We start from the raw sequence: 24,351 nt of genomic DNA on the forward strand, positions 1-24,351 counted from the left end.
GGCGAGGGGGCCTGGTCAGCCCTTGAGGCCGCCGGCGGTGAGACCGCTCATGATGTTCCGCTGGAAGATCATGAACATCAGCAGTGTGGGTAGGGAGGCGATGGTGAGCGCGGCGATCAGCACGTTCACCGGAACGCCGTTGGAGAGCGAGTAGATGCCCACGTTGAGGGTCTGCTTCGACGGGTCGGGCAGGGTGAGCATGGGCCAGAGGAAGTCCTTCCAGACCCCGACGACCGCGAAGATCGACACGACGCCGAGGATGGGCCGGGAGATCGGCAGCACGATCGACCACAGGACCCGCACGGGCGAGGCCCCGTCCATCGAAGCCGCGTCGAGCAGTTCCTTGGGGATGGAATCGAAGAACCGCTTCAGCAGGAAGATGTTGAAGGCGTTCGTGACGGCCGGCAGCCAGATCGCCCACGGCGTGTTGAGGAGATTCCGCTCGACGACCGGTACGTCGAGCACGGTCAGGTACTGCGGCACGACGAGCACCGTCGCCGGGATCATCAGCGTGGCGAGCATCATGCCGAGGATCGCCCTGCCGAACACGGGCCGCAGCTTCGAGAGCGAGTAGGCGGCCGCCACGTCGAGGACCAGCTGGAAGGCGAGGGCGCCGAACGCATAGTACAGGGTGTTGAACAGCAGGGTGGCGAGGTCCATGACCTCCCAGGCCCGCGAGTGGTTCTCGGGCTCGAAGGTGATCGGGACCAGGGTGGGCGGGGTCTGGATGACCTCTTGAGCGTCCTTGAAACCGCTGGACACGAGCCAGTAGAGGGGGCCGAGGAAGACCAGCGTGAACAGCAGGACGACGGCGGCGAAGACGGTCCGGTGGAGGACCTTGCCGCGGGGCCTGGCGAGGGCGGCCGGCGAGATGAGCGTACGTGTGGACATGGCTGGTCTCCGCTCCTACTCGTCCTCGGCGCGGCTGAGCCTGACGTACACCGCCGAGAAACCGGCGAGGAGTACGAGCAGGAGCAGGCCGAGCGCCGCCGCGGCACCGTAGTTGTTGAAGTTGAAGGCGTACTGGTAGATGAGGTAGACGATCGTGGTCGTCGAACCCTCGGGGCCGGCGCCGCCGGTGAGCAGGAACGGCTCCACGAAGACCTGCATGGTGGCGATGACCTGCATGAGCGCCATCAGGGACAGGATGAGGCGCGTCTGCGGGACGGTCACGTGCCAGATCTTGCGCAGCAGTCCGGCGCCGTCGAGCTCGGCGGCCTCGTACAGCTCGCCGGGGATGGACTGGAGCGAGGCGAGGTAGATCAGGGTCGCACCGCCCATGTTCATCCAGGTCGACGCGATGACGACGGCGAGCATCGAGATGTCCGGGTCCTGAAGCCACTGCTGCTCGGGCAGACCGATCGAGGCGAGAAGGTCGTTGAGGAGGCCGTAGCCAGGGTCGTACAGGTACTTGAAGAGCAGGACCGAGGCGACCGGCGGCAGCATCACGGGCAGGTAGACCAGCAGCCGCAGATATCCCTGGCCGTGCCGGAACTCATTGATGACGATCGCCGCGAGGAACGGCACCGCGAAGCCGAGGACCAGCGCGAGCACGGTGAACAGGGCGGTGTTGCCCCACGCCTGCCAGAAGGCCGGATCGTTGAACACCGTTTCCAGGTTGTCGAAACCGACCCAGGTGGTGCGCCCGTCCTCGGTCTTCTGGAAGGCGAGGAGGAACTCCCGCACCATCGGGTACCAGGAGAAGACGCCGAAGCAGAGCACCGCGCCGATGAGGAAGGCGTGGGCTGTCAGGTTGCGCCGCAGGCTTGCGGCGAACCGGCCGCCGGCCGGTGCCGGGCCCTCCTCCCGTGGCGGGGAGGGGCGGGGCGTGTCCGCCTTGCTCGTGGTCAGACTTGGGGCCGACATCGTCTCTCCTCGGTACTGTCCGCCGGGTGTGGGGCCCGACCTCGTCGGGCGGTACGGGCCGGGGCCGGTCGACGGGTGACCGGCTCGCGGGTGGGGCGGGCCCCGGCCCGCCCGGACGCGCCTACTGGTGGGCGAGGACCTGGTTGACCTGTGCCTCGGCCGTGGAGAGAAGCTTGTCGACGTCGGCGTCCTTGTTGGTGAGAACACCCGACATCACGTTGTCGAGGACCTTGTAGACCTCCTGCGCCTTGGGCGGCTCGGCCTTGCCCGCGACGGGGTTGTCCGTGAACGTCTTGAAGTTCGCCACCGGCATCGTGGCGTGCTCGGCACGCGCGGCGTCGTCCTTGGTCTTGGACTCGTTCAGCCAGAAGTTGGGTTGCGGTACGCCGACCGGCAGGCCGTCGGCCTTGATGCGCGCCCAGTCGAACTGCCCCTTGCCGACCGTGAGGTTCTTGAAGTTCAGCCAGGCGATCGCGGCCTTGATCTTGTCGCCGGAGATGCCCTTCTTGATCACGTAGTTGTTGCCCCCGGCCAGGGTGTTCCTGCCGCCGGGGATCGGTCCCATGCCGAACTTCTCGTAGGTGGCGCCCAGCTGCTGGACCATGTACGCGATGTCGTCGGGGGCGGCGAGGAACATGCCCAGCTTGTCGGTGGCGATCTGCTTCTGCAGATCGCCCCACGCCAGCAGCTGGGTCCTGCCCATGGAGTCGTCCTCCCAGCGCATGGCGTGGAGGTTCTTCGCGACCTGCCTGCCGAGGTCGTTGTTGAACGCGGCCTTCTTCCCGTCGGCGTCCACCACGTCGCCGCCGAGGCTGTACATCTGCGCGGTGAAGTGCCATCCGCCGGTGTTCTTGGCGCTGTACTCGCCGAATCCGGAGATCCCCTTGCCGAGTCCGGCGATCTTCTTGGCCGCGGCCCGGACCTCTTCCCAGGTGCGCGGGGGCGCGTCCGGGTTCAGGCCGGCATCCTCGAAGAGCTTGCGGTTGATCAGCAGGCCCATCGTGTAGTTGCTCGTGGGAAGGCCGTAGAGCTTGCCGTCCTGCTTGAGGGAACCGAGGACGTTCGGATCGATGTCCTTCAGGGCCGGGACGCTCTTGTCGTGGACGTAGGCGGTGATGTCCGCGGCACCGTCGTTGTCCAGGACCTGCGGCAGGTCGGTGAAGTACGTGTAGAACACGTCCGGCTGTGACTTCGCCTTGAGCATCGCGGTGAAGCGCGGGGGCTCCAGGCACTGTCCGGGGGTGGAGCGGCCCTGGATGGTGACGTTGGGGTAGGTCTTGTTGAACGCGGCGACGTCCTCCTTCCACTCCTTGAGCTCGGCCGCCTTCGCCGCGGGAGGCATGCAGTCGATGGTGAGCGTCACCTTGGTGTTCGGGTCCAGTGGTGCGGTGGGGTCGGACGCCCCACCACCCTCGGAACCACCGCTGTCGTTGCTGCTGCTCGTGCCGCAGGCGGCGAGCGCGGTCAGCGTGAGGGCGGAGACGAGGGCGATCGCGCTGGCGCGGCGGACACGGCGGAACCGAGCACTTCTCATGGGTGGTCCCCTTCGGGCATGAACGTGGAAGTCGCCCCACCGCCGGTGCGTTGCAGGGCGCGGCACACTCAACCACCACGATCAAGTGGACGCAAGATCTCGCGTTAATTTCGTAATTGCCTGACAGTAATGCGTAACGCAACCGTGATCGACACACACCGAGGCGACCGAGCGGCTCCCGGACACCGGAGTTCACCCTCGCCACGGCAGGAGGAATCGCCCTTCGCTTCACCCGCCGGGCGCGCTCCGCCCTTGGGGCTCAAAGGGGTTTCCCGGAAACCGTGACGCCAGGGGGGGGCCACCGCCGTGCCCCCCCGCTCCGGGGCGCCTTCAGCGCCGCGGAGTCTCGACACGCCTGGTCACGGGGTGCTGATGACGAACTGCGAGCCGGGTTCCTTGACGACGCCTCCCTCCGCCGAGTTGGCGATCGTCGCATTCGGCAGTGTGGCGCTGCCACGGGTGCCGCTCATCGCGAGGACGCCGGAGCCGTTGGGCCGCCGAAGATCACCCCGGATACCTGCTGCTGCAGGAGCAGTTCCACGCGGTCGGCCTCGGAGACGCCGCCCCTGGTCCGAGTGCAGAGCACGGGCGGGAGACCCTGCTGGGCCGGCGAACCGCCGATGGCCTCGGCGGAAGCGAAGGATGGGGTTCTGGAGTTACGGCAGCACAAGGCCGACCAGCCGTGCCCGCTCCCCCCGCAGCTGCGTGGGCCGCTCGTACCCCAGGACGTCCAACGCGGTGAGCACCGACTGGCGGGCCGCCTCGGAGTCCCCCGGCTTGCCGTTGAGCACCCGGCTGACCGTGGCACGCCGACTCCCCATTCTTCATTCTTCGCCACTTGAGCAAGTCGTCGTGTCACGCGCGCAAGCCTGACGCAAGAAGAGCAAGCCAGTTGCGTAGACGTCTGGCTGGCGCCGTTCTCGTACACGGAGCGGGGATCGCCCCGCGTACGAGGCGGCAGGGCGTGCCGTCGGTCGATCACGTGTCTGATCGCCTCCACCCAGCACCTGCGGCACTACACTCCCCGGGGTGACACCGGCGCCTGGGACGCGGCCGCCGCCCGACTCGACTCCGCCCCGAGGATCCCCTGATGCGCGTCGCCCTCTTCGCCACCTGCGTCAACGACGCGGTCTTCCCCTCCACGGCCATCGCCACCGTCAAGCTCCTCGAACGCCTCGGCGTCCGCGTGGACTTCCCCGCCGCCCAGACCTGCTGCGGACAGCCCCAGTACAACACCGGCTACCGTCGTGAGACCGAGCCCCTGGTCCACCGCATGGCCCGTGCCTTCGAGGGCTACGACTACGTGGTCACCCCGTCCGGGTCCTGTGTCGCCATGGTGCGCGACAACTATCCGAGGATCGGCCGGAAAGCCCGCGCCGAAGGGCGCGGCGACACGCTTGCGCAGGCCTCCGACTCCCTCGTCCCGAGGACGTACGAGCTGACGGAGTTCCTCGTCGACGTCCTCGGTGTGACGGACGTGGGGGCGTACTTCCCCCACAAGGTGACCTACCACCCGTCCTGTCACGGGCTACGGGTGCTCGGCCTGGGCGAACGCCCGCGCCGGCTCCTTCAGGCGGTGAAGGGCCTGAAGCTGGTGGAACTGCCGGGCGCGGAGGAGTGCTGCGGCTTCGGCGGCACCTTCGCGGTGAAGAACCCGGACGTGTCGGCGGCCATGGGGGCCGACAAGATCCGCAATTCGCTGTCCACCGGCGCGGAGGTCCTGTGCGGCGCCGACAACTCCTGCCTGATGCACCTCGACGGGATGCTGCGCCGCCAGGACGGCCCGCAGCGCGCCCTGCACATCGCCGAGATCCTCGCGAGCACGGAAGAGGAGCCCCTGGTATGAGCGGGACCTTCATCGGCATGCCGGCCTTTCCCAAGGCCGCGCACGACGCCGTACGCAACGACACCCTACGGGCCAACCTGCGGCACGCCACGCACACGATCCGCGACAAGCGGGCGGTGGCCGTGGCCGAACTCCCGGACTGGGCCGAACTCCGCGAGGCCGGAAAGCAGATCAAGGACCGTACCCTCAGCAGCCTCGATCATTACCTGGTCCAGCTGGAGGAGACGGTCACGATCGCCGGCGGCACGGTGCACTGGGCAGCGGACGCGGCCGAGGCCAACCGGATCGTCGCGGACCTCGTCAGGGCGACCGGTGAGAGCGAGGTCGTCAAGGTCAAGTCGATGGCCACGCAGGAGATCGGCCTCAACGAGGCGCTGGAGGCCGAGGGCATCCGGGCCTATGAGACCGACCTCGCCGAACTGATCGTGCAGCTCGGCGAGGACCGCCCCTCCCACATCCTGGTTCCGGCGATCCACCGCAACCGCGGCGAGATCCGCGACATCTTCCGTGAGGAGATGGGCAGGTGGGGCCGGGCCGCACCGGACGGCCTCACCGACGAGCCGGCCGAGCTCGCCGAGGCGGCACGGCTGCACCTGCGGGAGAAGTTCCTGCGGGCGAAGGTCGGGATCTCCGGGGCTAACTTCATGGTCGCCGAGACCGGCACACTCGTGGTGGTGGAGTCGGAGGGCAACGGACGAATGTGCCTGACCCTCCCCGAGACACTGATCTCCGTCGTCGGCATCGAGAAGGTGGTGCCCACCTGGCGGGACCTGGAGGTCTTCCTCCAGACCCTCCCCCGCTCCTCGACGGCCGAGCGCATGAACCCGTACACCTCGATGTGGACCGGCACCACCGACGCGGACGGACCGAAGACCTTCCACCTCGTCCTCCTCGACAACGGGCGCACCGACACCCTCGCCGACGATGTCGGCCGCCAGGCGCTGCGCTGCATCCGCTGCTCCGCCTGCCTCAACGTCTGCCCGGTCTACGAACGGGCCGGCGGACACGCGTACGGCTCCGTCTACCCCGGTCCGATCGGCGCCATCCTCACGCCCCAGCTCCGGGGTACACAGAGCGAGATCGACGCCTCCCTCCCCTACGCTTCCTCGCTCTGCGGTGCCTGCTACGACGTGTGCCCGGTCGCCATCGACATCCCCGAGGTCCTCGTCCACCTCCGCGAGAAGGTCGCCGGGCAGGGCGGACCGGGACACCGGCTGGAGAAGGCCGCCATCAAGGCGGCGGGCTGGGTACTCGGCAATCCCCGGGTCCTCGCGGCGGGCGAGCGCGTCGCGTCGAAGACCCGCGCCCTGCACCCGAAGAAGCTGCCCGGCCCCGGCGCCCGCCAGTGGACGGAGAGCCGCGACCTGCCCGACATGCCCGCCGAACCGTTCCGCGACTGGTGGAAGAAGAACCGCACATGAACCAGAACTCCCGCGAACGTGTCCTGGGCCGCATCCGCCGGGCGCTCGCCGACGCGCCACTCCCCCCGGAACCGGCACGCGACTACCTCACCGCCCACACCCCTGACGACCCCGCCGCGCTCCTGGACCTCCTCCACGAGAACCTCGCCGACTACCGCGCGATCGTGCACCGCGCCACGGAGAACGAACTCCCCACCCTGGTGGCGGAACTCCTCGACCGGCACGGCGCCCGCACGGTCGCCGTCCCACCCGGACTGCCCGCCGCGTGGCTGTCCGCGACGACGGCAGAGCGGCGCCACGACTCGGACGCCGTCCTCACCCCGCACGAGCTGGACGCCACGGACGCCGTGGTCACCAGCTGCGCCCTGGCCATCGCCGAAACCGGCACGATCGTCCTGAACGGCGGTCCCGGCCAAGGCCGCCGCGCCCTCACCCTCGTCCCCGACCTGCACATCTGCGTCGTACGCGCCCCCGACCAGGTCGTCGCCTCCCTCCCCCAGGCCCTGCCACGCCTCGACCCGACCCGCCCCCAGACCTGGATCTCCGGCCCCTCCGCCACCAGCGACATCGAACTCGACCGTGTGGAAGGCGTACACGGCCCAAGACGGCTCGGTGTGGTGCTCGTCGGTCACGGAGAATGAGGTATCGGCGGCAGTCCTGATCGTGGACGGAGCCCTGATGACCACCCGCGACCACACGGTGGCCGAGCAGTCGAAGGACTACCGGTGCCCCCCACCACCACCAGGCCGTCATCGACGCCGGCGCCCGGCCGGTCGTTGCCGTCGGCCGAGCTGTTCGGGGAACCTCTACAGGTGGCCGCGGCGACGCCGGAAGGGGCGATCATGGTCAGCACCGGGTCGAACGCATGTCCGATCACAGCAGGATCCGGGCCGGCGGCAGCTTCTAGGATCTGAGACATGGCAACAAGACTCGTGCAGATCAATATGAAGGCCCAGGACGACTCCGTGCTCGGCCGGTTCTGGGGGCAGGCGCTCGGCTGGGGTGTCGACAGCGAGGGACCCGGCGTGACCAACCTCGAACCCGTGGGCTTCGCCTACCCCGACCCCGTGGCCGTCTGCATCGACATCATCGCCCGCCCGGAACCCAAAACGATGAAGAACCGGGTGCACCTTGATCTGGCCACCACCTCGACCGCCCAGCAGGCGGAGTTGGTCGCGCGCCTGACGGATCTCGGCGCGACGCCCGCCGACGTGGGTCAGGGCGACGTCCCCTGGACGGTCATGGCAGACCCGGAGGGCAACGAGTTCTGCGTCCTGGAGCCCCGTCCGATCTACCGGGACACCGGGCCGATCGCCGCGGTGGTGGTCGACTGCACCGACCCACGAGGGATGGCACGGTTCTGGGGCGAGGCGATGGACTGGACGCTGCACGAGGTCACCGACGACCACGCGACCATGCGATCCGCCAAGGGCGTCGGCCCCTACCTGGAGTTCCTCCGCACCCCCGACGTCAAGAGCGTGTGGAACCGCGTCCATCTCGACGTCCGCCCCTACCCCGGTGACGACCTGGCAGCAGAGGAAGCCCGACTGCGCGCCCTGGGCGCCACCGACCCTGGAATCGACCAGTCCGCAATTCCCTGGACGGTTCTGGCCGACCCGGAAGGCAACGAGTTCTGCCTCCTCGCCCCTCTCTGACCCTGAGCAACGGCTCATGCCGTCGGTCATTCAAGGAACAACGCTTAAGCAGGGCGGTCGGGGGTAGAACGGCTGCTGGCCCGCGCTGTCGCGGGGGCCGGAACACGCCCGGACGAAGGGCTGTTCCCGAGAATGAACGAAGGATCGACCAGTATGGCCAGCGGTACCGTGAAGTGGTTCAACTCCGAGAAGGGCTTCGGCTTCATCGCTCAGGACGGCGGGGGCCCGGACGTCTTCGCGCACTACTCCGAAATCCAGGGCAACGGGTATCGGGAGCTGACGGAGGGCGAGCACGTCACCTTCGACATCGGTCAGGGGCAGAAGGGCCCGCAGGCCCAGAACATCATCCGCAACTGACCCGGCAGGGGAATGGAGCGAGGCGGCTGCCCCCTGGGGCAGCCGCCTCGCTCATGTCCTCCCGGTCACGGCCAAGCATCCGTCACGACCGCATCAGGCCGGGTCCGTCGTCGAGTCGACAGACCGTCGCCCAGCCCAGGGGCGGGATGTCCCGCATTCGGCCGCCCGCCGGTGGCGTGCCGCTCGCGTCCGAGTGCTGCCCGTGGCCGATCGATCCGGCCTTTCGCCACTGTGCGCCGGCCGACCAAGATGATCACCGGCTTTCGAGCCGGGCGTCCCGGTCGAGCGATCCGAGGCCCGCGCGGCGAGCACCATCGTCTGCCGCCGGTCGGAAAATCCGTGGCATGTCCGGCCCGCCCATGGCGAGGATCGCGGCATGACCACCTTCCTGGAGACCGGCCGGCTCGTCCTGCGCGCGTTCACGGCGACCGACATCGACGTCCTGTTCGCCCTGGACAACGACCCCGAGGTCATGCGCTTCATCAACGGTGGCCGCCCCACAAGCCGGGAAGCGATCGGTACAAGGGGTCTCCCCCGGCTCCTGCACGACTACCCGTGCTGGAAGACCCGCGGTTACTGGGCCGCGGAGGAGAAGCCCACCGGCACCTTCCTGGGCTGGTTCGAGTTCCGGCCGCTGGAGGAACACAGCCCCGCCGTGGTCGAACTCGGCTACCGGTTGAACCGGGCGGCATGGGGGCGAGGCTATGCCACCGAGGGGTCTCGGGCCCTGGTTCACAAGGGGTTCGCGGAACTCGGGGTCGAGCGGGTCACCGCGAACACCATGGTCGTCAACACCCGTTCCCGTCGCGTCATGGAGAAAGCGGGCCTGACCTTCGTCCGGAACTTCACCGGGGACTGGCCGGAGGTGATCGAGGGCTCCGAGCACGGTGAAGTCGAGTACGAACTCACCCGGGCACAGTGGGAGCAGCGTCGATGAACAGCGACGGCCCACTCCATGACCCCGGCGACTGTTCATTCGCTGACCGGCTGGAAGCCCGCTGTCCCGGCGTCGGATGAGCAGCGAGGTGTTCCCGCGTCGGCACGGCAGACGGTGAAGCGTCCTGGGCGTGGTCCGCGGCGGCGATCCGCGGCTCCGGTCCCAGCTGCCGGAGCGTTCCGCGTCCCGGGCAGCCTGCGTGTGCGGCCGCCGGCCTCTGGTGAGGTGCGGATTCCAACCGTCTCAGGCCGCGGTCGTCGGGGTGGCCGCTTCAGCCGCGCGGCGGTACGGGTCGTCGACGGGCTGGGCCTCTTCGGCTGGTCTTCCGGGACGATGACGCGGCAGCGAGGCGACCGCAGGAGTCGTCTGCTGTCGTCGCACCTCTCCGCGGGAAGCGTGGAGGGGCCTTGGTGCCGTACGGCACCAAGGCCCCGAAGGAACTGCTACACCATCTGCCGGCCATGACGCTGCGCCGGCCTTCTGTATCCGCCGCCCCGACCGAGATGCCGTCGGGGGCGCGGGGATCGCGGTTGCCTGACCGGAGACCACCTCACTATCGATGTCCTGCGGTACCCGGGCTCCAGGTTTCCGCCCGGGCGATCCTGATGGCGTTTCGCTCCTCCGTTCTTCCCTCTGCGCACTGCCTTCCCAGCGGTAGTGCGTCCTGCCGGTACTACTTACTCCTGGTGATGCGAACCGCATGTGCGGGTACTGCCACGGCGGCCCCTGATCACCGCGGGCCGCCCGGTCCGGTCGCCGGTCCCGTCGCCTTCCTGCACCAGCCCTGGCTTCGGAACTCCACCACCGCACCGTCCTGCCAACTGCAACCGCGTGTACTGCCGACCGGCAGTTCGTCTCTGCCAGGCCTTGCGGTCCCTCTTGACTACGACAGAAACCATAACTGCACCACCACCCAATGTCTACTCTGGCCGACATAGATTTCCATGTGTGTCGTGGAGAGGTTCTGACCTCCGAGTCGGTGGAGGCCGTGCGCATCCCTGCCATCGGTTGGTGGGTGGGCAGGCTGGCGGGTGGCAGCCGAGGGGTTCACCGGGGACAAGGGCTGCTCCGGCGCTCTGCCCGGTCGGCGATCGCGGAAGGCGATGAGGAGGAGCGGGCAGCTTGCGCGAGTGGCGCGACACCCAGGGAGCCGCCCGGCCGGCGGCCGCAGGCCAGCTGTCCCGGTCGGCAGACGGCCATCGAGATGGCGAGGCCGTGCGCGGCGAAGGGTGCCACGGTCAGGGCGTGGGAGACCTCACCGAGGGCCACGGCGAGCTCGTCGCGGCCTTCGCCGCCGCCGGTCTCGCCGACCGCGTCGACTTCGGCGTCCGCGCCTGACCCCATGTGCGTCCCGCGCGAACGCCGGACACGGCCGGGCGCCGGCCGACAGAGACCCGCCGCGACTGTCGGCCGGCGCCACGCCAGGCCGTCGCAGCTGACTGAACCACGTCCCGCACGGCGCCCCCAGCAGGCCACCGCCCACTTGAGCCAGGTCCAGCGGGACTCCGGCGCCGACGAACTCACCATCGGCAATGTCGGCCACTCCGTCCGGGCCCGGCTGCGTGGCACCGAGCTGATCGCCGACGTCTACGGCATGCCCGACAGTCCGCGCCGACGCGGGACGGGCGGCCCCGGGCCCACCAAAGCCCCCTGCTCTTCGCGGCCAAGTCCACTGATTCTTCCAGGAGTTACCGCCCGGGTCTCCGTGACCCCCGTCCTCACCCTGCCCCGCAGTCCGTCCCGCACCGTCGCTGCGGGTGCGGGGCTTCACGCGGCATCGGTCCGACCACCCGTCGGAACGCTTCGCCGCGTCGATCGGAGCGGACCTCCAGGACACGGACCACGTTCGAGGCACGACGGGCCCTTCACTATGGCGACTTGTGCGGAATTCCAATGTGGCGTCCGCTGATGTTGTGCCGTTTTACGTTGATTACTTCTCGAGGCGGTTGCTACGTTTTTCTGACTGGCCCACGTCGCCAGAGTCGGTTTCGGTAAATCAGCACTCCTCATATGGAGGGTTCAGTTGGCTGGAAAGCTCAGAAGACTTGTCGTGGTGGCACTGGCCACCTTCGGGATGATGGTCGGGACAACCAGCGGCTCGGCATGGGCGATCGATCATGTCCCGTGCAACAACAACGAGTTCGTGAACGCCGAGATTCACTACCGCTTCGCCGGCGGAGGCAACGCTTGTTTCGCCAACGCTGGCGAATTCCATTTCTGGGACCAGTACGCAGAGGGCATCTGGCGCAGGAGCTGAGTTCGCATCCGCCCGTCGAGCCGGTCCGTCAGATGATCTCCTTCTCCTCAGTGACCATCACGGCCACCGAGTCCCTGTCGATGAAGCGTGCTTCATCGGGGTTGACCAGCGTCCGGTAGTTGTCGGAGGCGAAGAAGGCGTCGTGGTCCTCCCAGTCCTCGAACCAGATTTCCGTCAGGCCGTCGTAGGCCCGGGGCGGGTACTTCCCAGCGGGGACCGGGTGGGACACGGTGTACCTGCGCACGTAGCGCTCCGCCTCCGGGATGGAGGTGAACAGCGCCGCGTGGCGATCCCGGTGGTGCGCGACGAAACGCTCGTACGACATTCCCTCGACGCGGTTGATCATGAAGATGAGCTTCAGCATGGAGTTAACCTAAAAGCTGACATCAATGTCAGGGGCAAGTGGGCCAGGAGCACGGGAGGAGTTCGGCATGCGGATCGGTGAACTGTCCGCCCGGACGGGAGCCAGCCGCCGGTCGCTGCGCTACTACGAGGAGCAGGGCCTGCTCGTCAGCTCCCGCTCGCCCAGCGGACAGCGCCACTACGAGGACGAGCACGTCCAGCGGGTGCGCCTGGTACAGGCGTTCCTTGCGGCGGGCATGTCCAGCGGCACCATCGCCGACATGGTGCCCTGCATGACCGAGCCGAGCGAGGACAGGGCGAGGCAGGCACTGGAGATCATGGGCCGCGAGCGGGCCCGGCTGTCCGGGAACATCGACGCCATCGCCGCCGCCCGGGACGCGCTGGACCATCTCATCGAGGACAACCACGCGTACCTGACACGGTCGGCGGACGACGAGGCGTGAACCGGGCGGCCTGCGGATCGGCGTGCGGACCAGAGGAAGACGCCTGCGACGTGGCGTCCGGCCGGGCAGAGGTCGCGGTCCTCTCGTAGCGGACGGCGATGCCGCGCCACTGCTTCAAGCGGGTGATGCACCGCTCGACGGTGGTGCGCCGCTCGTCCCCCTGCCGATCGAAAGCAGGCGGTCTGCCACCGGCCCGTCCGCGGCGCATCCGGTCGGCCCGTTCCGGGACCCCCGCGCGGATACCACGCCTGCTCAGAGGGCTTCCGATCTTCCGGTGGGAGTACGCCTCGTCGGAGCCGGCGATGACGTGGGCATGCGGTCAGCACCGGACCAGCACGGTGGTCAGCACGGCGTTCCTCACCCGCTGGCTTCTGGAGATCTCCCCGGGCGTTTTCGTGGGTAATCTTGCTCGGTGTCCGTCGCATGAGCAAGCAGAGCGTGGCCATTGCCCGCGTACGCCGCCGCGACGAAGACCTCGAACACCGCGGAGGCGTACAGTCCCGTCACCGCTGCAAATTCCTATGACGGCATGCTCGCCCCGCTGCGGGAAATCGTCGGCACGATGCCTCCGTATCACGGTGCCACGTTCAGCCTGACCACCAGGCGGACGGACAGCTATGTCGAAGTCGCCCTGATGGACTATTCGGAGACGGTGCCGCACCGCCTGTCCGTCATCGTCAACGCAAACAACCTCTACACCGAAGGGTTTTTCACCCCGCACGACAGGTACCTGTGCCGGGGCAGGGACATGAATCCCATTCTCAGTGCATACAACTCCGTGCACGGCGGGCTCCAGGCGAGCCACCTCACCTATCTCCCGTTCGGCGAGAACTACAACCAGTTCTCCCGCGATGAATGGCGCCAGAATCAGTCGTTTCTCAGCCTTCGCGGTGACATCAACTACCTTGTCAACTTGTACGGGGTTATCGGGCAGAACACTCCTCCGGCCACTCAGGCCGGAATGTCGCTCACTCAGGTCATCGCCGCCGTCTCCGAGGCAGCACGATTCGGGTGGATCCAGAACCGCATCCTGAACACGACCCGGAGCGGCTCCGACATCGACGGAGCCAATCGGTACAGCCATCTCGGCGGTCTCGGCGCCGAAATGGAAGCCAGTTGGGCCGCTCTCACTCATCTTCTCGCCGACAGTGCGGCAGATAGGCCGACCATGCCGGTGACCGTGAACAACCGGACCTATAGAACCGCTCAGGAGATCGAGTACGGGGACAGCGGTCGGCACATGCCCGCCATCGACGTGAACGTAGGCCTCGGATCCCAGTACCGATAGTGGAAACCGGTCCACAGTGCCACCGCGGTGTGTGCCATGAAGGCGCGCATCGCGGCTGCGGGTGTTGCCCGTCAGGCGTTGCTCATGCTCTCCCGCGACTCGGGAGGGTCTGTCGATCGGCAGAGTCGGCGCAGTGTTCCGCCGGTACTCAGAGCGGCGACCCACTTGTCCGGATACTCGTCCGGATCTGTGGCAACCAGGGCATACGGGCGGCGCGGTCCCCCTTCCAGCTCCGCCCCCGAGCCGTCAAGATCGAACAGCGTCAGCCGTACGGGACGCTTCGGCGACGGCTCAGCGGTCTCACGATGATGCGGTTCGCGCCCTCAGCGAGAACCGCGGGCCGTCGACGGCCCCCACGAGCAAGTGGTCTCGGGGCGCTATGGCAGGCGACAGTCCAACCGTCGGAGCACCATCGACCTCAAGATCCGTGCGCCGTCGCAGCGATCCTTCGTCGGCGTCCAGTGCCGCGAGGGTTCCGGAGCTGCAGGCCACGTAGACCGATTCGCCCTCGGTATCGATGGCGGTGGCGGTGGCGGTGGCAGGGTGATCGGAGCGGTGTTCCCACTGCCCAGCACCGCGTTGGGATCGCCGAACGACGCAAGCGCCACCGGCTTGCAGCTCACGACCAGCGTGCGCGCTGCCGGCGTACCCGAGGGACTCCCCGATCCCGACCGCCGGACCGCCGAAGTCGAATCCTTGAGTACTCGGTCAGGCGCTGACCGCGGGTTGCCCCCACATGGTCGTCTGAGGGCATGGCATTACCCTCGGGCCGATTCGTTCGAGTCATTCGAAACCCGTCATACTTCCCGCATGCAGAATAAAGACGCGGAGGTGGCGCGGCGTTGGCTGGCCGACCAGGGCGTCAGCCAGGTGCGCGGCGGGTGGGTGAGCGACGAGGAGCCGGACGTGGTGCTCACGGCCAACCAGGTGGCGCATTCCTGGGCCGCCGATGTGTTCGCCGAAGACGTGGAGGCGGCCGACCAGGTGCGGCTGGCCTTCGGTCTGCTGGACCTCCTCGACGAATACTGGGTCACGTACGAGATCCGGATCGCGGACGACAGCGCGGAAGGCCCCCTGCCGGCCGACGTGCTGTGGGACGGCTACCGTCAGCGGTTGGAGGCGGAGCGGGGCCTCGGGGCCGTCGCCTACTCGCTGTGGGTGGACTGGTTCGAGGATCACACCACTTCGGATACGGCCTTCGCCGAAGTACTCGGCAGCGACATCGACCGCGTGGTGGCCGACCGGTCGGAACCTCTGATTCGCCGGGCCCGTCGGGTCCTGGAGTGCTCGGGGCCGGTGCGCTGGGGCGTGAAGGAGCCGACGTACCGCACCGCCCTGCGGGTCCCCGCCCTGCACTGTGCCCTCTTCCGGGGCCTCCTGACGAGCTTCCACGACCTTTACGGCGACCTGGAGCCGGCTGCCGCGCTGGCTCTCCTCGACCAGTTGGACCTGCCGGCGAACACCCGGCACCGTGCGGAACTGCGCCATGTGCTCACCGCCGGTCACAGGAACCATTACCGCAGCGCCGGCGCCTGGGAGGCCGCGGTGCGCTCCTGCTCCTGAGTCGGAGGCCCGCATGAACGTGCAACGTCAGGGGCACCGGGCGACGGGGACGGGTAGAGGCCTGATCCCGCATCGCCTGCGTCCAGCGGCCCGCCTCCTCCCGTCAGCCGCTCGTGGATGATGCCGGTGCCTCGTCATGGCTGCTGTGGGGCAGCATGGGGCGATGCACATCGATCACCCACTGCCTCGCGAGGTCAAAGTCATCGATTCGGCCTCGCTGTGCAGGTTGGAGGAACGGGCGTGTGACCTGAGCCTGAACTCGCGACTGGACCCGGCGTGGGTGCAAGCGAATGCGGCACCCGACGGCACCCACTACCTGTGGCCGGCTGTGTGGAACAGCCTGTTCCCCCGGTCCGACGTTCCGCGTCAACTGCGGTGCGAGCTGTTGATGACCCTGCGCGGCGGAGAGCGTGTGGTGAGTTTCCTGGATGTGCTCCCCGACGACTTCACCCCGCTGCCCCGGGTGACCTCGCGCGACGAGGGGATGGAAGTGGGGCGGCTCCTGGACCGGTCTCCTTCGGTCAGGGAATGGCTACGGCGGGAGGGCGGGGGATCCGGTCTGGGGTGACACGGGTCGCCGCAGAAGGCCGCCCGCGACCGGGACCCGGACGGCGACACCAGCACCCCGGACGCGCGCCGGAACTCACCTGCCCTGGGCTCGGCCCGATCGAGGGCACCCCGGTGCGCGTCGCCGGGCTCTTCGACGGCGGCCTGCACAGCACCACACCGGGCGGCTGGACCCTGGGCGTCGTGAGCCCCGAGTGGCTTCACGACCGCGTCATCGATCGGTACGGGCGACAACCACTTACGTGCCGGGGTGCTCCGGCAGGGCGAGCCAGTCCGACCAGGAGATCTCGCGGCCGAGGAAGCGCGGCTGCTCGAACGGCCAGTCGGCGGCGATCCACTGCGGCACCAGCGCGTCGAGGGCCTGCTCGACCTTGGTGCCCACCAGCTCGTCCACCACCCACCAGGAGATCTCGCCGTCCGCGCCGGCCCTCTCCGGTGGGTCGATGTAGACACAGCCGAGCAGAGCTGTCTCCGCCGCGTCGAACAGCGCGTAGTTGAAGGACTGGTGTGCGGCGATCTCCTTCTCGTGCCGCAGCAGGTCGGCCTGGTCGGCCTCGTAGGTCATGGTGGCCGCGGGCCAGCCCCACGCCGGGCCGAAGATGGTCCACAGCCGCTCGCGCGAACCCATCACAGCCGGATAGTCGAGCGGGGTGTCCGCCTCCCGGATCGGCCGCAGGTGATGGCCACCGCCCGGCAGCGGTACCAGGACGGGGTGGACGAAGTCATCGGGGAGCCAGCTCATGGTGCCCGACCGTAGCAGCGCGCGGCCGTCCGCTCCCCTGGATTTTCCCCGTATACCGCCAGGCCCTGCTCTCATGCCGAGCAGGGCCCGCAATCACGCGATCGAGACTCCCGTTACCCCGAACCGCACTTCCCGGACAGCGCTCGTTCCGGCCTCCCCCGGGCCCCTCAACCGCCCTTCCCTGAGTCAGCATGGTGGCCGCACGCATACGCAGACCCCGAACTATGTTGCCCCGCCACATGTGCGCCTGACCTGCGTGTTTCTACGGTGTGCCGATACCTACCCGTCCCCACCGCACACGAGGAAGTGGCGCACATGGCCTCCGGAACCACCGCTCCCCCGCCCCCCGCCAGTCTCAAGCGCATCGTCGCCGCGAGCCTCATCGGGACCACCATCGAGTGGTACGACTTCTTCCTCTACGGGTCGGCCGCCGCGCTCGTCTTCAACAAGCTGTTCTTTCCCGAGTCCGATCCGCTCGTCGGAACGCTGCTGTCCTTCCTGACGTACGCCGTCGGCTTCGCCGCGCGGCCCCTGGGCGCGCTGGTCTTCGGGCACTACGGCGACCGGCTGGGGCGCAAGAAGCTGCTCGTGCTCAGTCTGCTGCTGATGGGCGGGGCCACCTTCGCCATCGGCCTGCTGCCGACCCACGCCACCGTCGGTACGGCCGCGCCCGTGCTGCTGACCGTGTTGCGGCTGGTGCAGGGTTTCGCGCTCGGGGGTGAGTGGGGCGGTGCCGTGCTGCTGGTGTCGGAGCACGGTGACGCCCGTCGCCGTGGATTCTGGGCGTCGTGGCCCCAGACCGGCGCGCCCGCCGGTCAGCTGCTCGCGACCGGAGTGCTCTCCTTGCTCACCGCGACGCTGTCGGACGCCGCGTTCACCTCATGGGGCTGGCGCATACCGTTCCTGCTCTCCGGTGTGCTCGTCATCGTCGGTCTGTGGATCCGGCTGTCCGTCGACGAATCCCCGGTCTTCAAGGCCGCGTTGGCACAGGCCGAGCTGCGCAAGGCGGAGGCCGGGCAGGTGGAGAAGATGCCGCTCGTCGCCGTGCTGCGTCACCACTGGCGTGATGTGCTGGTGGCGATGGGCGCGCGGATGGCCGAGAACATCAGCTACTACGTCGTCACGGCGTTCATCCTCGTCTACGCGACGACCTCGGCCGGGCTCAGCAAGCAGACCGCGCTGAACGCCGTACTCGTCGCCTCCGCCGTGCACTTCGCCGTGATCCCCGCGTGGGGTGCCCTCTCCGACCGGATCGGCCGGCGTCCCGTCTATCTGATCGGCGCGATCGGCATCGGTGCCTGGATGTTCCCGTTCTTCGCGCTGATCGACTCCAAGAGCTTCGGCAGCCTCCTGCTCGCCGTGACCGTCGGGCTGATCCTGCACGGAGCGATGTACGCGCCGCAGGCGGCGTTCTTCTCCGAGATGTTCGCGACGCGGATGCGGTACTCGGGTGCCTCCATCGGCGCCCAGTTCTCCTCGGTGGCCGCCGGAGCCCCGGCACCGCTCATCGCGACCGCGCTGCTCGCCGACTACGGCAGCTCGACGCCGATCGCGCTGTACGTCATCGCCGCCGCGCTCCTCACCGTGGTCGCGATCGCGTGCGCGCGCGAGACCCGGAACAAGGACCTGGCCGATCCGGAGGAGGGATCGCGCGACGCGCGGGCCGCCACGGCCGCGGACGTGGACGCCCGTATCGGCTGAGCCGGTGCCGAGGAGTCCGGAGACGACGGCCGACCGCCCACGCGGTCGGCCGTTTCACTGTACGACCGCGGCCGACATGACGTGCAGCCGCAGGGCCAGCTGGATCTCCAGCGCCCGTGCCGGCGACTGCCAGTCGGAGCCCAGGAGCCGGCCGATCCGTTCGAGGCGCTGGGCCACCGTGTTGACGTGTACGTGCAGCTCGTCCTTGGTGCGGGCGGGGCTCATCCCGTTGGCGAAATACGCGTCGAGCGTACGCACCAGGTCCGTGCCGCGGCGCCGGTCGTACGCGACGACCTGGCCGATGGTGCGGGTGACGAAACCGCCGATGTCCCGGGTGTCGGCGAGCAGCAGGCCCAGGAACCCCAGGTCCTGGGCGGCGGCGCCCTCCCCCGAGCGGCCGAGCAGCGCCAGCGCGTCGAGGCACCGGCGGGCCTCGGCGTACGCGGGCGCTATCGCGCCCGGACGGGTGGCGGGCTCGTCGACGGGGGCCGAGGCCCCGACGGTGACCGGTTCGCGCAGTGCGCCGCCCAGGTGTCCGGCGATCCGGCGCGCGAGCTCGGCGACGCTCTCGCCGGGGCCCAGCGGCAGCAGCAGGACGGTGCCACCGTCGCGTGCGGACGCGAGGCCGTGGCGGGTGGCGGCCAGGTGCGAGGCGGCCGACCAGAGCCGCTGCCGGTCGGCGCTCTCCCGGTCCGTGGTGGGCGAGGCCGGCCGGTCGATGCGGGCGGCCAGGACGACGTGCGGAACGTCCAGGTCGGTTCGGAGCCGGGCGGCGCGCTCCTTGAGCAGCAGCCGGTCGCGGTCGGGCGCGTCCAGCAGGTCGTCCAGCAGCTCGCCCCGTACCCGCTGTTCGGCCTCGCCGGCGGAACGGCGCGCGAGCAGCAGAAGGGAGGTGACCATCGCGGCTCTCTCCAGGGTCCGCCGGTCGACGGGGTCGAGGACCGGGAGCCCCCGCAGGACGAGGGCGCCGAACACCTCCCCGCCCGCCGAGACGGCCGCCACCCAGTCGTCGGCGTGCCGGACGGCGTGGCCGTCGACGCACGCCCGGGGCAGCGGCCCGTCGGTGAACTCCACCACTCCGCCGAGGACTTCGGAGAGCGCGGCGGCGACATCGCGCACCCCGCCGCCGCGCAGAACCAGTTCGGTGAGCCGGTCGTGGACCTCCGAGGCCCGCTCGATGACTCCGCTGTGGGCCCGGATGATCTCGTTGGCCCGCTCCAGTTCGGCCAGGGCGGACCTGGTCTCGGCGAGCAGGTTGGCGGTGTCGATCGCGACGGCGGCGTGGGCCGCGAACGAGCCGAGGAGCGCGACCTGTTCCCGTTCGAAGACCCGGGCGCGGCGGTCGGCCGCGAACAGCACACCGATCACCTGGCTGCCCAGTGTCAGGGGCACGCCGAGGATTGCCACCAGTCCCTCGTCCCGGACGCCCGAGTCGATGGCGCGGGTGTGCTGGAACCGCGCGTCGTCGAAGTAGCTGTCCGTCACGTAGGGGCGGGCGGTCTGGGCGACGAGTCCGCCGAGGCCCTCCCCCATGCCCAGACGCAGCTGCTGGAAGCGGGCCGACACCGAGCCTTCGGTGACCCGCATGTAGGTGTCGCCGGCGGCCGGGTCGTGCAGGCTCAGATAGGCGACCTCGGTGCCCAGCAGGGACCGGGCGCGCTGCACGATCGCACGCAGCACCGCGTCGAGGTCGCGCAGGCCGGCGAGATCGTGTGCGGTCTCGAAGAGCGCGGACAGCTCGGCCTCGCGACGACGCCGTCCCTCCAGCTCCGCGCGGACCCGCAGGGCGAGCTGCTTGGCGTGCTCCAGCGCGGCGAGGGTCTGCGGGCCCGCGCCGTCGGCGCGGGCGAGCAACGCGGGCCGGTCGTACGCCTCGCCGGCCGCGCCGCGGGCGAGGAGCTCCAGGTAGGAGACCTGCTCGGGTGAGGAGAGCTGTTCTTCGGACATGGTCACAGGGATACCTGTCGTACGGGTGGTCGCACCAGCCCTGTGGATGACCGCGGCACCGTCAGTGCGCGGTCCAGCCGCCGTCGAGGGCGAGCGAGGTGCCGGTGATGAACGACGCGTGGGGTGTGCAGAGGTAGGCGACCGCTTCGGCCACCTCGTCGGGTTCGACGAGCCGCTTGAGGGCCGAGTCCTTCAGCAGGACGTCGGTCAGGACGCGTTCCGCGGGGATCCCGTGGGCAGCTGACTGGTCGGCGATCTGCGCTTCGACAAGTGGTGTGCGCACATAGCCGGGATTGACGCAGGTGGAGGTGACGCCGTGCGGTGCGCCTTCGAGCGCGGCGGTCTTGGACAGCCCCTCCAGCCCGTGTTTGGCGGCCACATAGGCGGACTTGTACGCAGAGGCGCGCAGCCCATGGACTGAGGAGATGTTGACGATGCGGCCCCAGCCCTGGGCGTACATGTGCGGCAGGGCGCCCCTGATCAGACGGAACGGCGCCTCCAGCATCACGGTGAGGACGGTGTGGAAGACCTCCGGCGGGAAGTCCTCGATGGGGCGCACCAGCTGCAGTCCGGCGTTGTTGACGAGGACGTCCACGCCCCTCGCCGTCTCCTCGGCGGCGTCGAGGTCCGTGAGGTCGAGTTCCTGCGGTTCGACGGAGCCCGGCAGCCCCCGCGCCTGTGCCACGAGTTCGGTCAGGCCCGCCGGGTTCCGGTCGACGGCCCTGACCTTCGCCCCGGCGGCCGCGAGCCGCAGCGCGCAGGCACGGCCGATGCCGCCTGCGGCACCGGTGACGAGCGCGGTGCGGCCGCCGAGGTCGAGAGCGACGGAACGGGGTGCGGGACCTGGGGTGGTGAGCGGGGTCATGCTCCGCACCCTAAGGAGCGTGCGCCCCTCAACCGATGTGGGCTGGCCACATACTTCAGCTGAGGGGGGTAGTGGCGAACCATGTGGGCCCCTCGCCGAGGGCCTGCTTGATCCGGAACAGTTCACGGTCCCTGAGCGGCGGCAGGGCGTCCACCGGGAACCAGCCCACGTCCAGCGACTCGTCGTCGTTGACCCGCGCCTCGCCGCCCACGGCCCGGCAGAGGAAGGTGATGTCCATGAACTGGCACTGGTCGCCGTTGGGGTAGACGACGGGCTCCGGCTGTGCCTCGACGAGCACCACCCGTTCCACCACGCACTCCACGGCGGTCTCCTCGTGCACCTCGCGCACGGCGGCGATCGCGGGCTGCTCCCCCGGCTCCGGGATGCCGCCGATGAGGGACCACCTGCCGTTGTCGGAACGCCGCGCCAGCAGGACGCGTTCCTCCTCGTCGAGGACGACGGCGGTGACGCCCGGCAGGAGGAGAAGCTGGTGGCCCGCGGTCGCGCGGACGGCACGGATGAAGTCAGGAGTCGCCATGCACCGACCCTATGCGTGCATAGTCCATCTTCACGAGGCGGGTCGCCGACGGCGTACGGCGGCGACGGCCACCCATCCGAGCCCGGCCCCGGCGAGCACCGCGAGCGCCCCCTCGGGCAGCGTGCCCATCCGGGTCGCCGGGGTCAGCGAGGAGCGCAGCGGCACCTTCTCGACGAGCGCGTCCGGGGTGAACATCCCCGACTCCCGCACGATCCTTCCGTCGGGCAGGATGATCGCGCTGACGCCACTGGTGACGGGTACCACCACCGACCGGCTGTGCTCGACGGCCCGGACCCTGCTCATCGCCAGCTGCTGGTAGGTCATCTCGCTGCGACCGAAGGTGGCGTTGTTGCTCGGTACGGAGATGAGCTGCGCGCCCTCGGTGACGGTGTCCCGCACGGCCCAGTCGAAGGCCGCCTCGTAACAGGTCGCGAGCCCGACCTTGGTGCCCGCGAGGTCGAACACACCGATCGTGTGGCCCGGTCCGAAGTCCCGGCTGACCCGGTCGACGTTCTTGTTGAAGACGCGCACGACGGAACGCATCGGGATGTACTCGCCGAACGGCTGTACGTGCCGTTTGTCGTAGGTGTCGACGGGCCCTCGGCGCGGGTCCCACTGGATCAGTGTGTTGCGCAGCTTGCCCGTGTCGGGCGTGAGCACCGCGCCGACCACGGTCGGCACACCGATGGACGCGACCGCCTCGTCGATGACGAGCCGGGCGTCGGCGTTGCGGTAGGGGTCGAGGTCCGAGGAGTTCTCGGGCCACAGCACGAAGTCGGGCTTCGGCACCTTGCCGGCCTTCACGTCGGCGGCGAGCTGCTCGGTGCGGCGGGCGTGGTTGTCGAGGACCGCGCGCCGCTGGGCGTTGAAGTCCAGGCCGAGGCGCGGGACGTTGCCCTGGATCGCCGCGACGGTCGCGGTGCCGTCCTCGGCGGCGTCCGAGACCAGTGGAAGCGCGGCGAGGGCCGCGGTGACCGGAACGAAGGCGCAGAGCGCGGCCGAGGCGAGGGGGCCGCGCGGCAGTACGCCGTCGGCCCGGTACGCGCGCAGGACGCGTACGGCCTCGTAGAGCCCGAAGCCGCACAGTGCGACGGCGAAGCCGAGTACCGGCGTGCCGCCGACGGCCACCAGGGGCAGGAAGATCCCGTCGGCCTGGCCGAAGGCGATCTTCCCCCAGGGGAACCCGCCGAACGGGACACGTGCCCGTGCCGCCTCCCCCAGGACCCACACCGCGGCGGCGAACACCGGCCAGGCGGGCAGCCGCGACACAGCGGCGATACCGAGACAGGTGGCGGCCACGAAGACCGACTCGGCGGCGACCAGGGCCAGCCAGGGTCCGGGGCCGACCTCCTCGCCGGTCCACACCAGCAGCGGCAGCAGGAAGCCGAGGCCGGCGAGCAGGCCGAGACCGAAGCCGGCCCCGAGGCGACGGCCGCGCAGGGTCCAGGCGAGGAGCGCGAAGGCGGGCAGCGCGAGCCACCACAGGGGCCGGGGCGGGAAGCTCAGGAACAGCAGGACCCCGGACAGTGCCGCGGCGCCGGACCTGGCCGTCCGTCGCAGCAGCCGTACGGGACGCCGTTCGGGGGCGGGCCCTGGGGCCTCGACGGGGGTGATGGTGGTGCTCACGTGCCGGAGTCTACGGCGAGCGACTGTGCGGACGGGCGGGGGCGCCGGGGACGCGGGGGCGCCTCCGCCCCGGCAGACACCGGCAGACACCGGGAGGACAGCCGGGCAGCCGAGTGGTCGGACCGTCGGGCAGCCGGGCGGTCGGCGGGCAGCCGGCCCGTCGGGCAGCCGGGCGGCCGGGGCGCGTCACGGCGGAACCCCGGCCGGAAACCCCGCGGACGGCCCCGCAGAGCGTCACAGACGCGCGCGGTACCCCGGCTGTTCCAGGAGACGGCGGCGGATGACGTCGACCGCCGCTTCCGCGTCGTCCACCGTGACCGTGAAGTAGCGCCCGTCGTCGAGGGTCAGGACGAGGCCCTCGCCTCGGCGGACGATCACCGCAGTGCCCTTCTCCGGGCGCCAGCGGTAGCCCCAGCCGCCCCACTGGCAGGGCGTCACCGAGGGAACGAACTCGGCGCCCAGCACCTCGTCCAGGGTGATGCGTCGGCGCGGGACGCCCATGTGGCCGCAGCGCACTTCGAGGGCGTGCCGGTCCACCGTCATCTCGACGTGGACGAAGGCGAGCGTCCCGAAGAGGACCAGCAGGCCCACCGCGACACAGCCGATGACCGCCATCAGGAGCGCGGCGACACCCGAGGTCCAGGTGGAGCCGACGGCCAGCGCCACGCCGAGGGCCGTACAGGCCGCGCCGGCGATCGCCAGCACCCACTGGAGGCGGTTGCTCGCACGCCCCGTCCAGATCTCGGGCTCCGGATCGGGAACGGACCGTTCGATACGGGGATGGTCCCTCATGCGTAGCAGCGTACTCACGAGGTGCGCCGGTGGCTTCCCGGCG

Annotated in this window: 23 protein-coding genes and 3 pseudogenes; 15 read left to right on the top strand and 11 right to left on the bottom strand. The window is 69.6% G+C overall.

All coding sequences use genetic code 11. From position 1 onward, the window contains the following. Window positions 1–15: 15 nt before the first annotated feature. The 4 genes and pseudogenes from PUR26_RS23010 to PUR26_RS23025 all read right to left on the bottom strand — a co-directional run. A complete protein-coding gene (locus tag PUR26_RS23010) occupies window positions 16–891 on the bottom strand; it encodes a carbohydrate ABC transporter permease (RefSeq protein WP_329874463.1) in 876 nt (291 codons plus the stop codon). A gap of 15 nt (window positions 892–906) precedes the next feature. Beyond that, window positions 907–1,866, bottom strand: a complete 960-nt coding sequence (locus tag PUR26_RS23015) for a carbohydrate ABC transporter permease (protein WP_329874465.1) — start codon at window positions 1,864–1,866, stop codon at window positions 907–909. A gap of 121 nt (window positions 1,867–1,987) precedes the next feature. After that, window positions 1,988–3,400, bottom strand: a complete 1,413-nt coding sequence (locus PUR26_RS23020; RefSeq protein ID WP_329874467.1) for an extracellular solute-binding protein — start codon at window positions 3,398–3,400, stop codon at window positions 1,988–1,990. A 493-nt stretch (window positions 3,401–3,893) separates the two neighbouring features. After that, window positions 3,894–4,259 (bottom strand): annotated as a pseudogene (locus PUR26_RS23025) (LacI family DNA-binding transcriptional regulator); the annotation flags it as partial. A gap of 231 nt (window positions 4,260–4,490) precedes the next feature. On the opposite strand from PUR26_RS23025, the gene PUR26_RS23030 reads away from it, so the two are divergent. The 9 genes and pseudogenes from PUR26_RS23030 to PUR26_RS23070 all read left to right on the top strand — a co-directional run bounded on the left by PUR26_RS23030 (window position 4,491) and on the right by PUR26_RS23070 (window position 11,873). After that, entirely contained in the window at window positions 4,491–5,246 is a 756-nt protein-coding gene (locus PUR26_RS23030) for a (Fe-S)-binding protein (RefSeq protein ID WP_329874469.1), read from the top strand. Beyond that, complete coding sequence (locus PUR26_RS23035; protein WP_329874471.1) at window positions 5,243–6,667, top strand: LutB/LldF family L-lactate oxidation iron-sulfur protein; 1,425 nt, start codon at window positions 5,243–5,245, stop codon at window positions 6,665–6,667. Before PUR26_RS23030 ends, PUR26_RS23035 begins: the two co-directional genes overlap by 4 nt. Then, window positions 6,664–7,308: a LutC/YkgG family protein gene (locus PUR26_RS23040; RefSeq protein ID WP_329874473.1), complete on the top strand. Its 645-nt coding sequence runs from the start codon at window positions 6,664–6,666 to the stop codon at window positions 7,306–7,308. The genes PUR26_RS23035 and PUR26_RS23040 overlap by 4 nt, the downstream gene beginning before the upstream one ends. A 13-nt stretch (window positions 7,309–7,321) precedes the next feature. Next, window positions 7,322–7,469: pseudogene (locus tag PUR26_RS23045) on the top strand (IS5/IS1182 family transposase); the annotation flags it as partial. Window positions 7,470–7,584: 115 nt separating this feature from the next. Then, on the top strand, window positions 7,585–8,322 hold the full coding sequence (locus PUR26_RS23050; RefSeq protein ID WP_329874475.1) for a VOC family protein: 738 nt from the start codon (window positions 7,585–7,587) through the stop codon (window positions 8,320–8,322). Between the two features lie 153 nt (window positions 8,323–8,475). Beyond that, window positions 8,476–8,679, top strand: coding sequence for a cold-shock protein (locus PUR26_RS23055; RefSeq protein ID WP_329874477.1), 204 nt, complete (start codon window positions 8,476–8,478; stop codon window positions 8,677–8,679). 376 nt (window positions 8,680–9,055) lie between these two features. Further along, window positions 9,056–9,616, top strand: coding sequence for a GNAT family N-acetyltransferase (locus PUR26_RS23060; protein WP_329874479.1), 561 nt, complete (start codon window positions 9,056–9,058; stop codon window positions 9,614–9,616). Between the two features lie 1,122 nt (window positions 9,617–10,738). Further along, window positions 10,739–10,954: a hypothetical protein gene (locus PUR26_RS23065; RefSeq protein ID WP_329874481.1), complete on the top strand. Its 216-nt coding sequence runs from the start codon at window positions 10,739–10,741 to the stop codon at window positions 10,952–10,954. A 715-nt stretch (window positions 10,955–11,669) separates the two neighbouring features. Further along, on the top strand, window positions 11,670–11,873 hold the full coding sequence (locus PUR26_RS23070; RefSeq protein WP_329874483.1) for a hypothetical protein: 204 nt from the start codon (window positions 11,670–11,672) through the stop codon (window positions 11,871–11,873). A gap of 28 nt (window positions 11,874–11,901) precedes the next feature. Here PUR26_RS23070 and PUR26_RS23075 read toward each other — a convergent pair whose 3' ends face one another. After that, a complete protein-coding gene (locus PUR26_RS23075; protein WP_329874485.1) occupies window positions 11,902–12,237 on the bottom strand; it encodes an EthD domain-containing protein in 336 nt (111 codons plus the stop codon). A 67-nt stretch (window positions 12,238–12,304) separates the two neighbouring features. On the opposite strand from PUR26_RS23075, the gene PUR26_RS23080 reads away from it, so the two are divergent. The 5 genes and pseudogenes from PUR26_RS23080 to PUR26_RS34735 form a co-directional block, all read left to right on the top strand. Then, window positions 12,305–12,679: a MerR family transcriptional regulator gene (locus PUR26_RS23080; RefSeq protein ID WP_329874487.1), complete on the top strand. Its 375-nt coding sequence runs from the start codon at window positions 12,305–12,307 to the stop codon at window positions 12,677–12,679. Window positions 12,680–13,124: 445 nt separating this feature from the next. Beyond that, window positions 13,125–13,967 carry a ribosome-inactivating family protein gene (locus PUR26_RS23085; RefSeq protein ID WP_329874489.1) on the top strand — a complete coding sequence of 281 codons (843 nt, stop codon included), beginning with the start codon at window positions 13,125–13,127 and terminating at the stop codon, window positions 13,965–13,967. 810 nt (window positions 13,968–14,777) lie between these two features. Further along, window positions 14,778–15,530 carry a hypothetical protein gene (locus PUR26_RS23090; protein ID WP_329874491.1) on the top strand — a complete coding sequence of 251 codons (753 nt, stop codon included), beginning with the start codon at window positions 14,778–14,780 and terminating at the stop codon, window positions 15,528–15,530. 163 nt (window positions 15,531–15,693) lie between these two features. Continuing rightward, window positions 15,694–16,098: a hypothetical protein gene (locus tag PUR26_RS23095; RefSeq protein ID WP_329874493.1), complete on the top strand. Its 405-nt coding sequence runs from the start codon at window positions 15,694–15,696 to the stop codon at window positions 16,096–16,098. 12 nt (window positions 16,099–16,110) lie between these two features. Beyond that, window positions 16,111–16,313: pseudogene (locus tag PUR26_RS34735) on the top strand (hypothetical protein); the annotation flags it as partial. 22 nt (window positions 16,314–16,335) lie between these two features. Here PUR26_RS34735 and PUR26_RS23100 read toward each other — a convergent pair. Then, window positions 16,336–16,839 (bottom strand): N-acetyltransferase, encoded by a 504-nt coding sequence (locus tag PUR26_RS23100; RefSeq protein ID WP_329874495.1) that lies wholly within the window; start codon window positions 16,837–16,839, stop codon window positions 16,336–16,338. Window positions 16,840–17,154: 315 nt separating this feature from the next. Here PUR26_RS23100 and PUR26_RS23105 point away from each other — a divergent pair, with 315 nt between their 5' ends. Next, window positions 17,155–18,540: an MFS transporter gene (locus PUR26_RS23105; protein WP_329874497.1), complete on the top strand. Its 1,386-nt coding sequence runs from the start codon at window positions 17,155–17,157 to the stop codon at window positions 18,538–18,540. A gap of 54 nt (window positions 18,541–18,594) precedes the next feature. Here the strand turns inward: PUR26_RS23105 and PUR26_RS23110 are convergent, their stop codons facing one another. The 5 genes from PUR26_RS23110 to PUR26_RS23130 form a co-directional block, all read right to left on the bottom strand. Further along, complete coding sequence (locus PUR26_RS23110) at window positions 18,595–20,487, bottom strand: helix-turn-helix domain-containing protein (RefSeq protein ID WP_329874499.1); 1,893 nt, start codon at window positions 20,485–20,487, stop codon at window positions 18,595–18,597. Between the two features lie 61 nt (window positions 20,488–20,548). Then, the gene (locus PUR26_RS23115; RefSeq protein WP_329874501.1) at window positions 20,549–21,352 is read right to left on the bottom strand and encodes a 3-hydroxybutyrate dehydrogenase; all 804 of its coding nucleotides are present in this window, start codon (window positions 21,350–21,352) and stop codon (window positions 20,549–20,551) included. A gap of 55 nt (window positions 21,353–21,407) precedes the next feature. Next, the gene (locus tag PUR26_RS23120) at window positions 21,408–21,890 is read right to left on the bottom strand and encodes an NUDIX hydrolase (RefSeq protein ID WP_329874503.1); all 483 of its coding nucleotides are present in this window, start codon (window positions 21,888–21,890) and stop codon (window positions 21,408–21,410) included. Between the two features lie 30 nt (window positions 21,891–21,920). Then, entirely contained in the window at window positions 21,921–23,516 is a 1,596-nt protein-coding gene (lnt, locus tag PUR26_RS23125; RefSeq protein WP_329874505.1) for an apolipoprotein N-acyltransferase, read from the bottom strand. A 234-nt stretch (window positions 23,517–23,750) separates the two neighbouring features. Next, on the bottom strand, window positions 23,751–24,308 hold the full coding sequence (locus tag PUR26_RS23130; RefSeq protein WP_329874507.1) for a hypothetical protein: 558 nt from the start codon (window positions 24,306–24,308) through the stop codon (window positions 23,751–23,753). Window positions 24,309–24,351: the final 43 nt, after the last annotated feature.

The organism is Streptomyces sp. SP18CS02 (assembly GCF_036322365.1).
GTDB lineage: Bacteria > Actinomycetota > Actinomycetes > Streptomycetales > Streptomycetaceae > Streptomyces.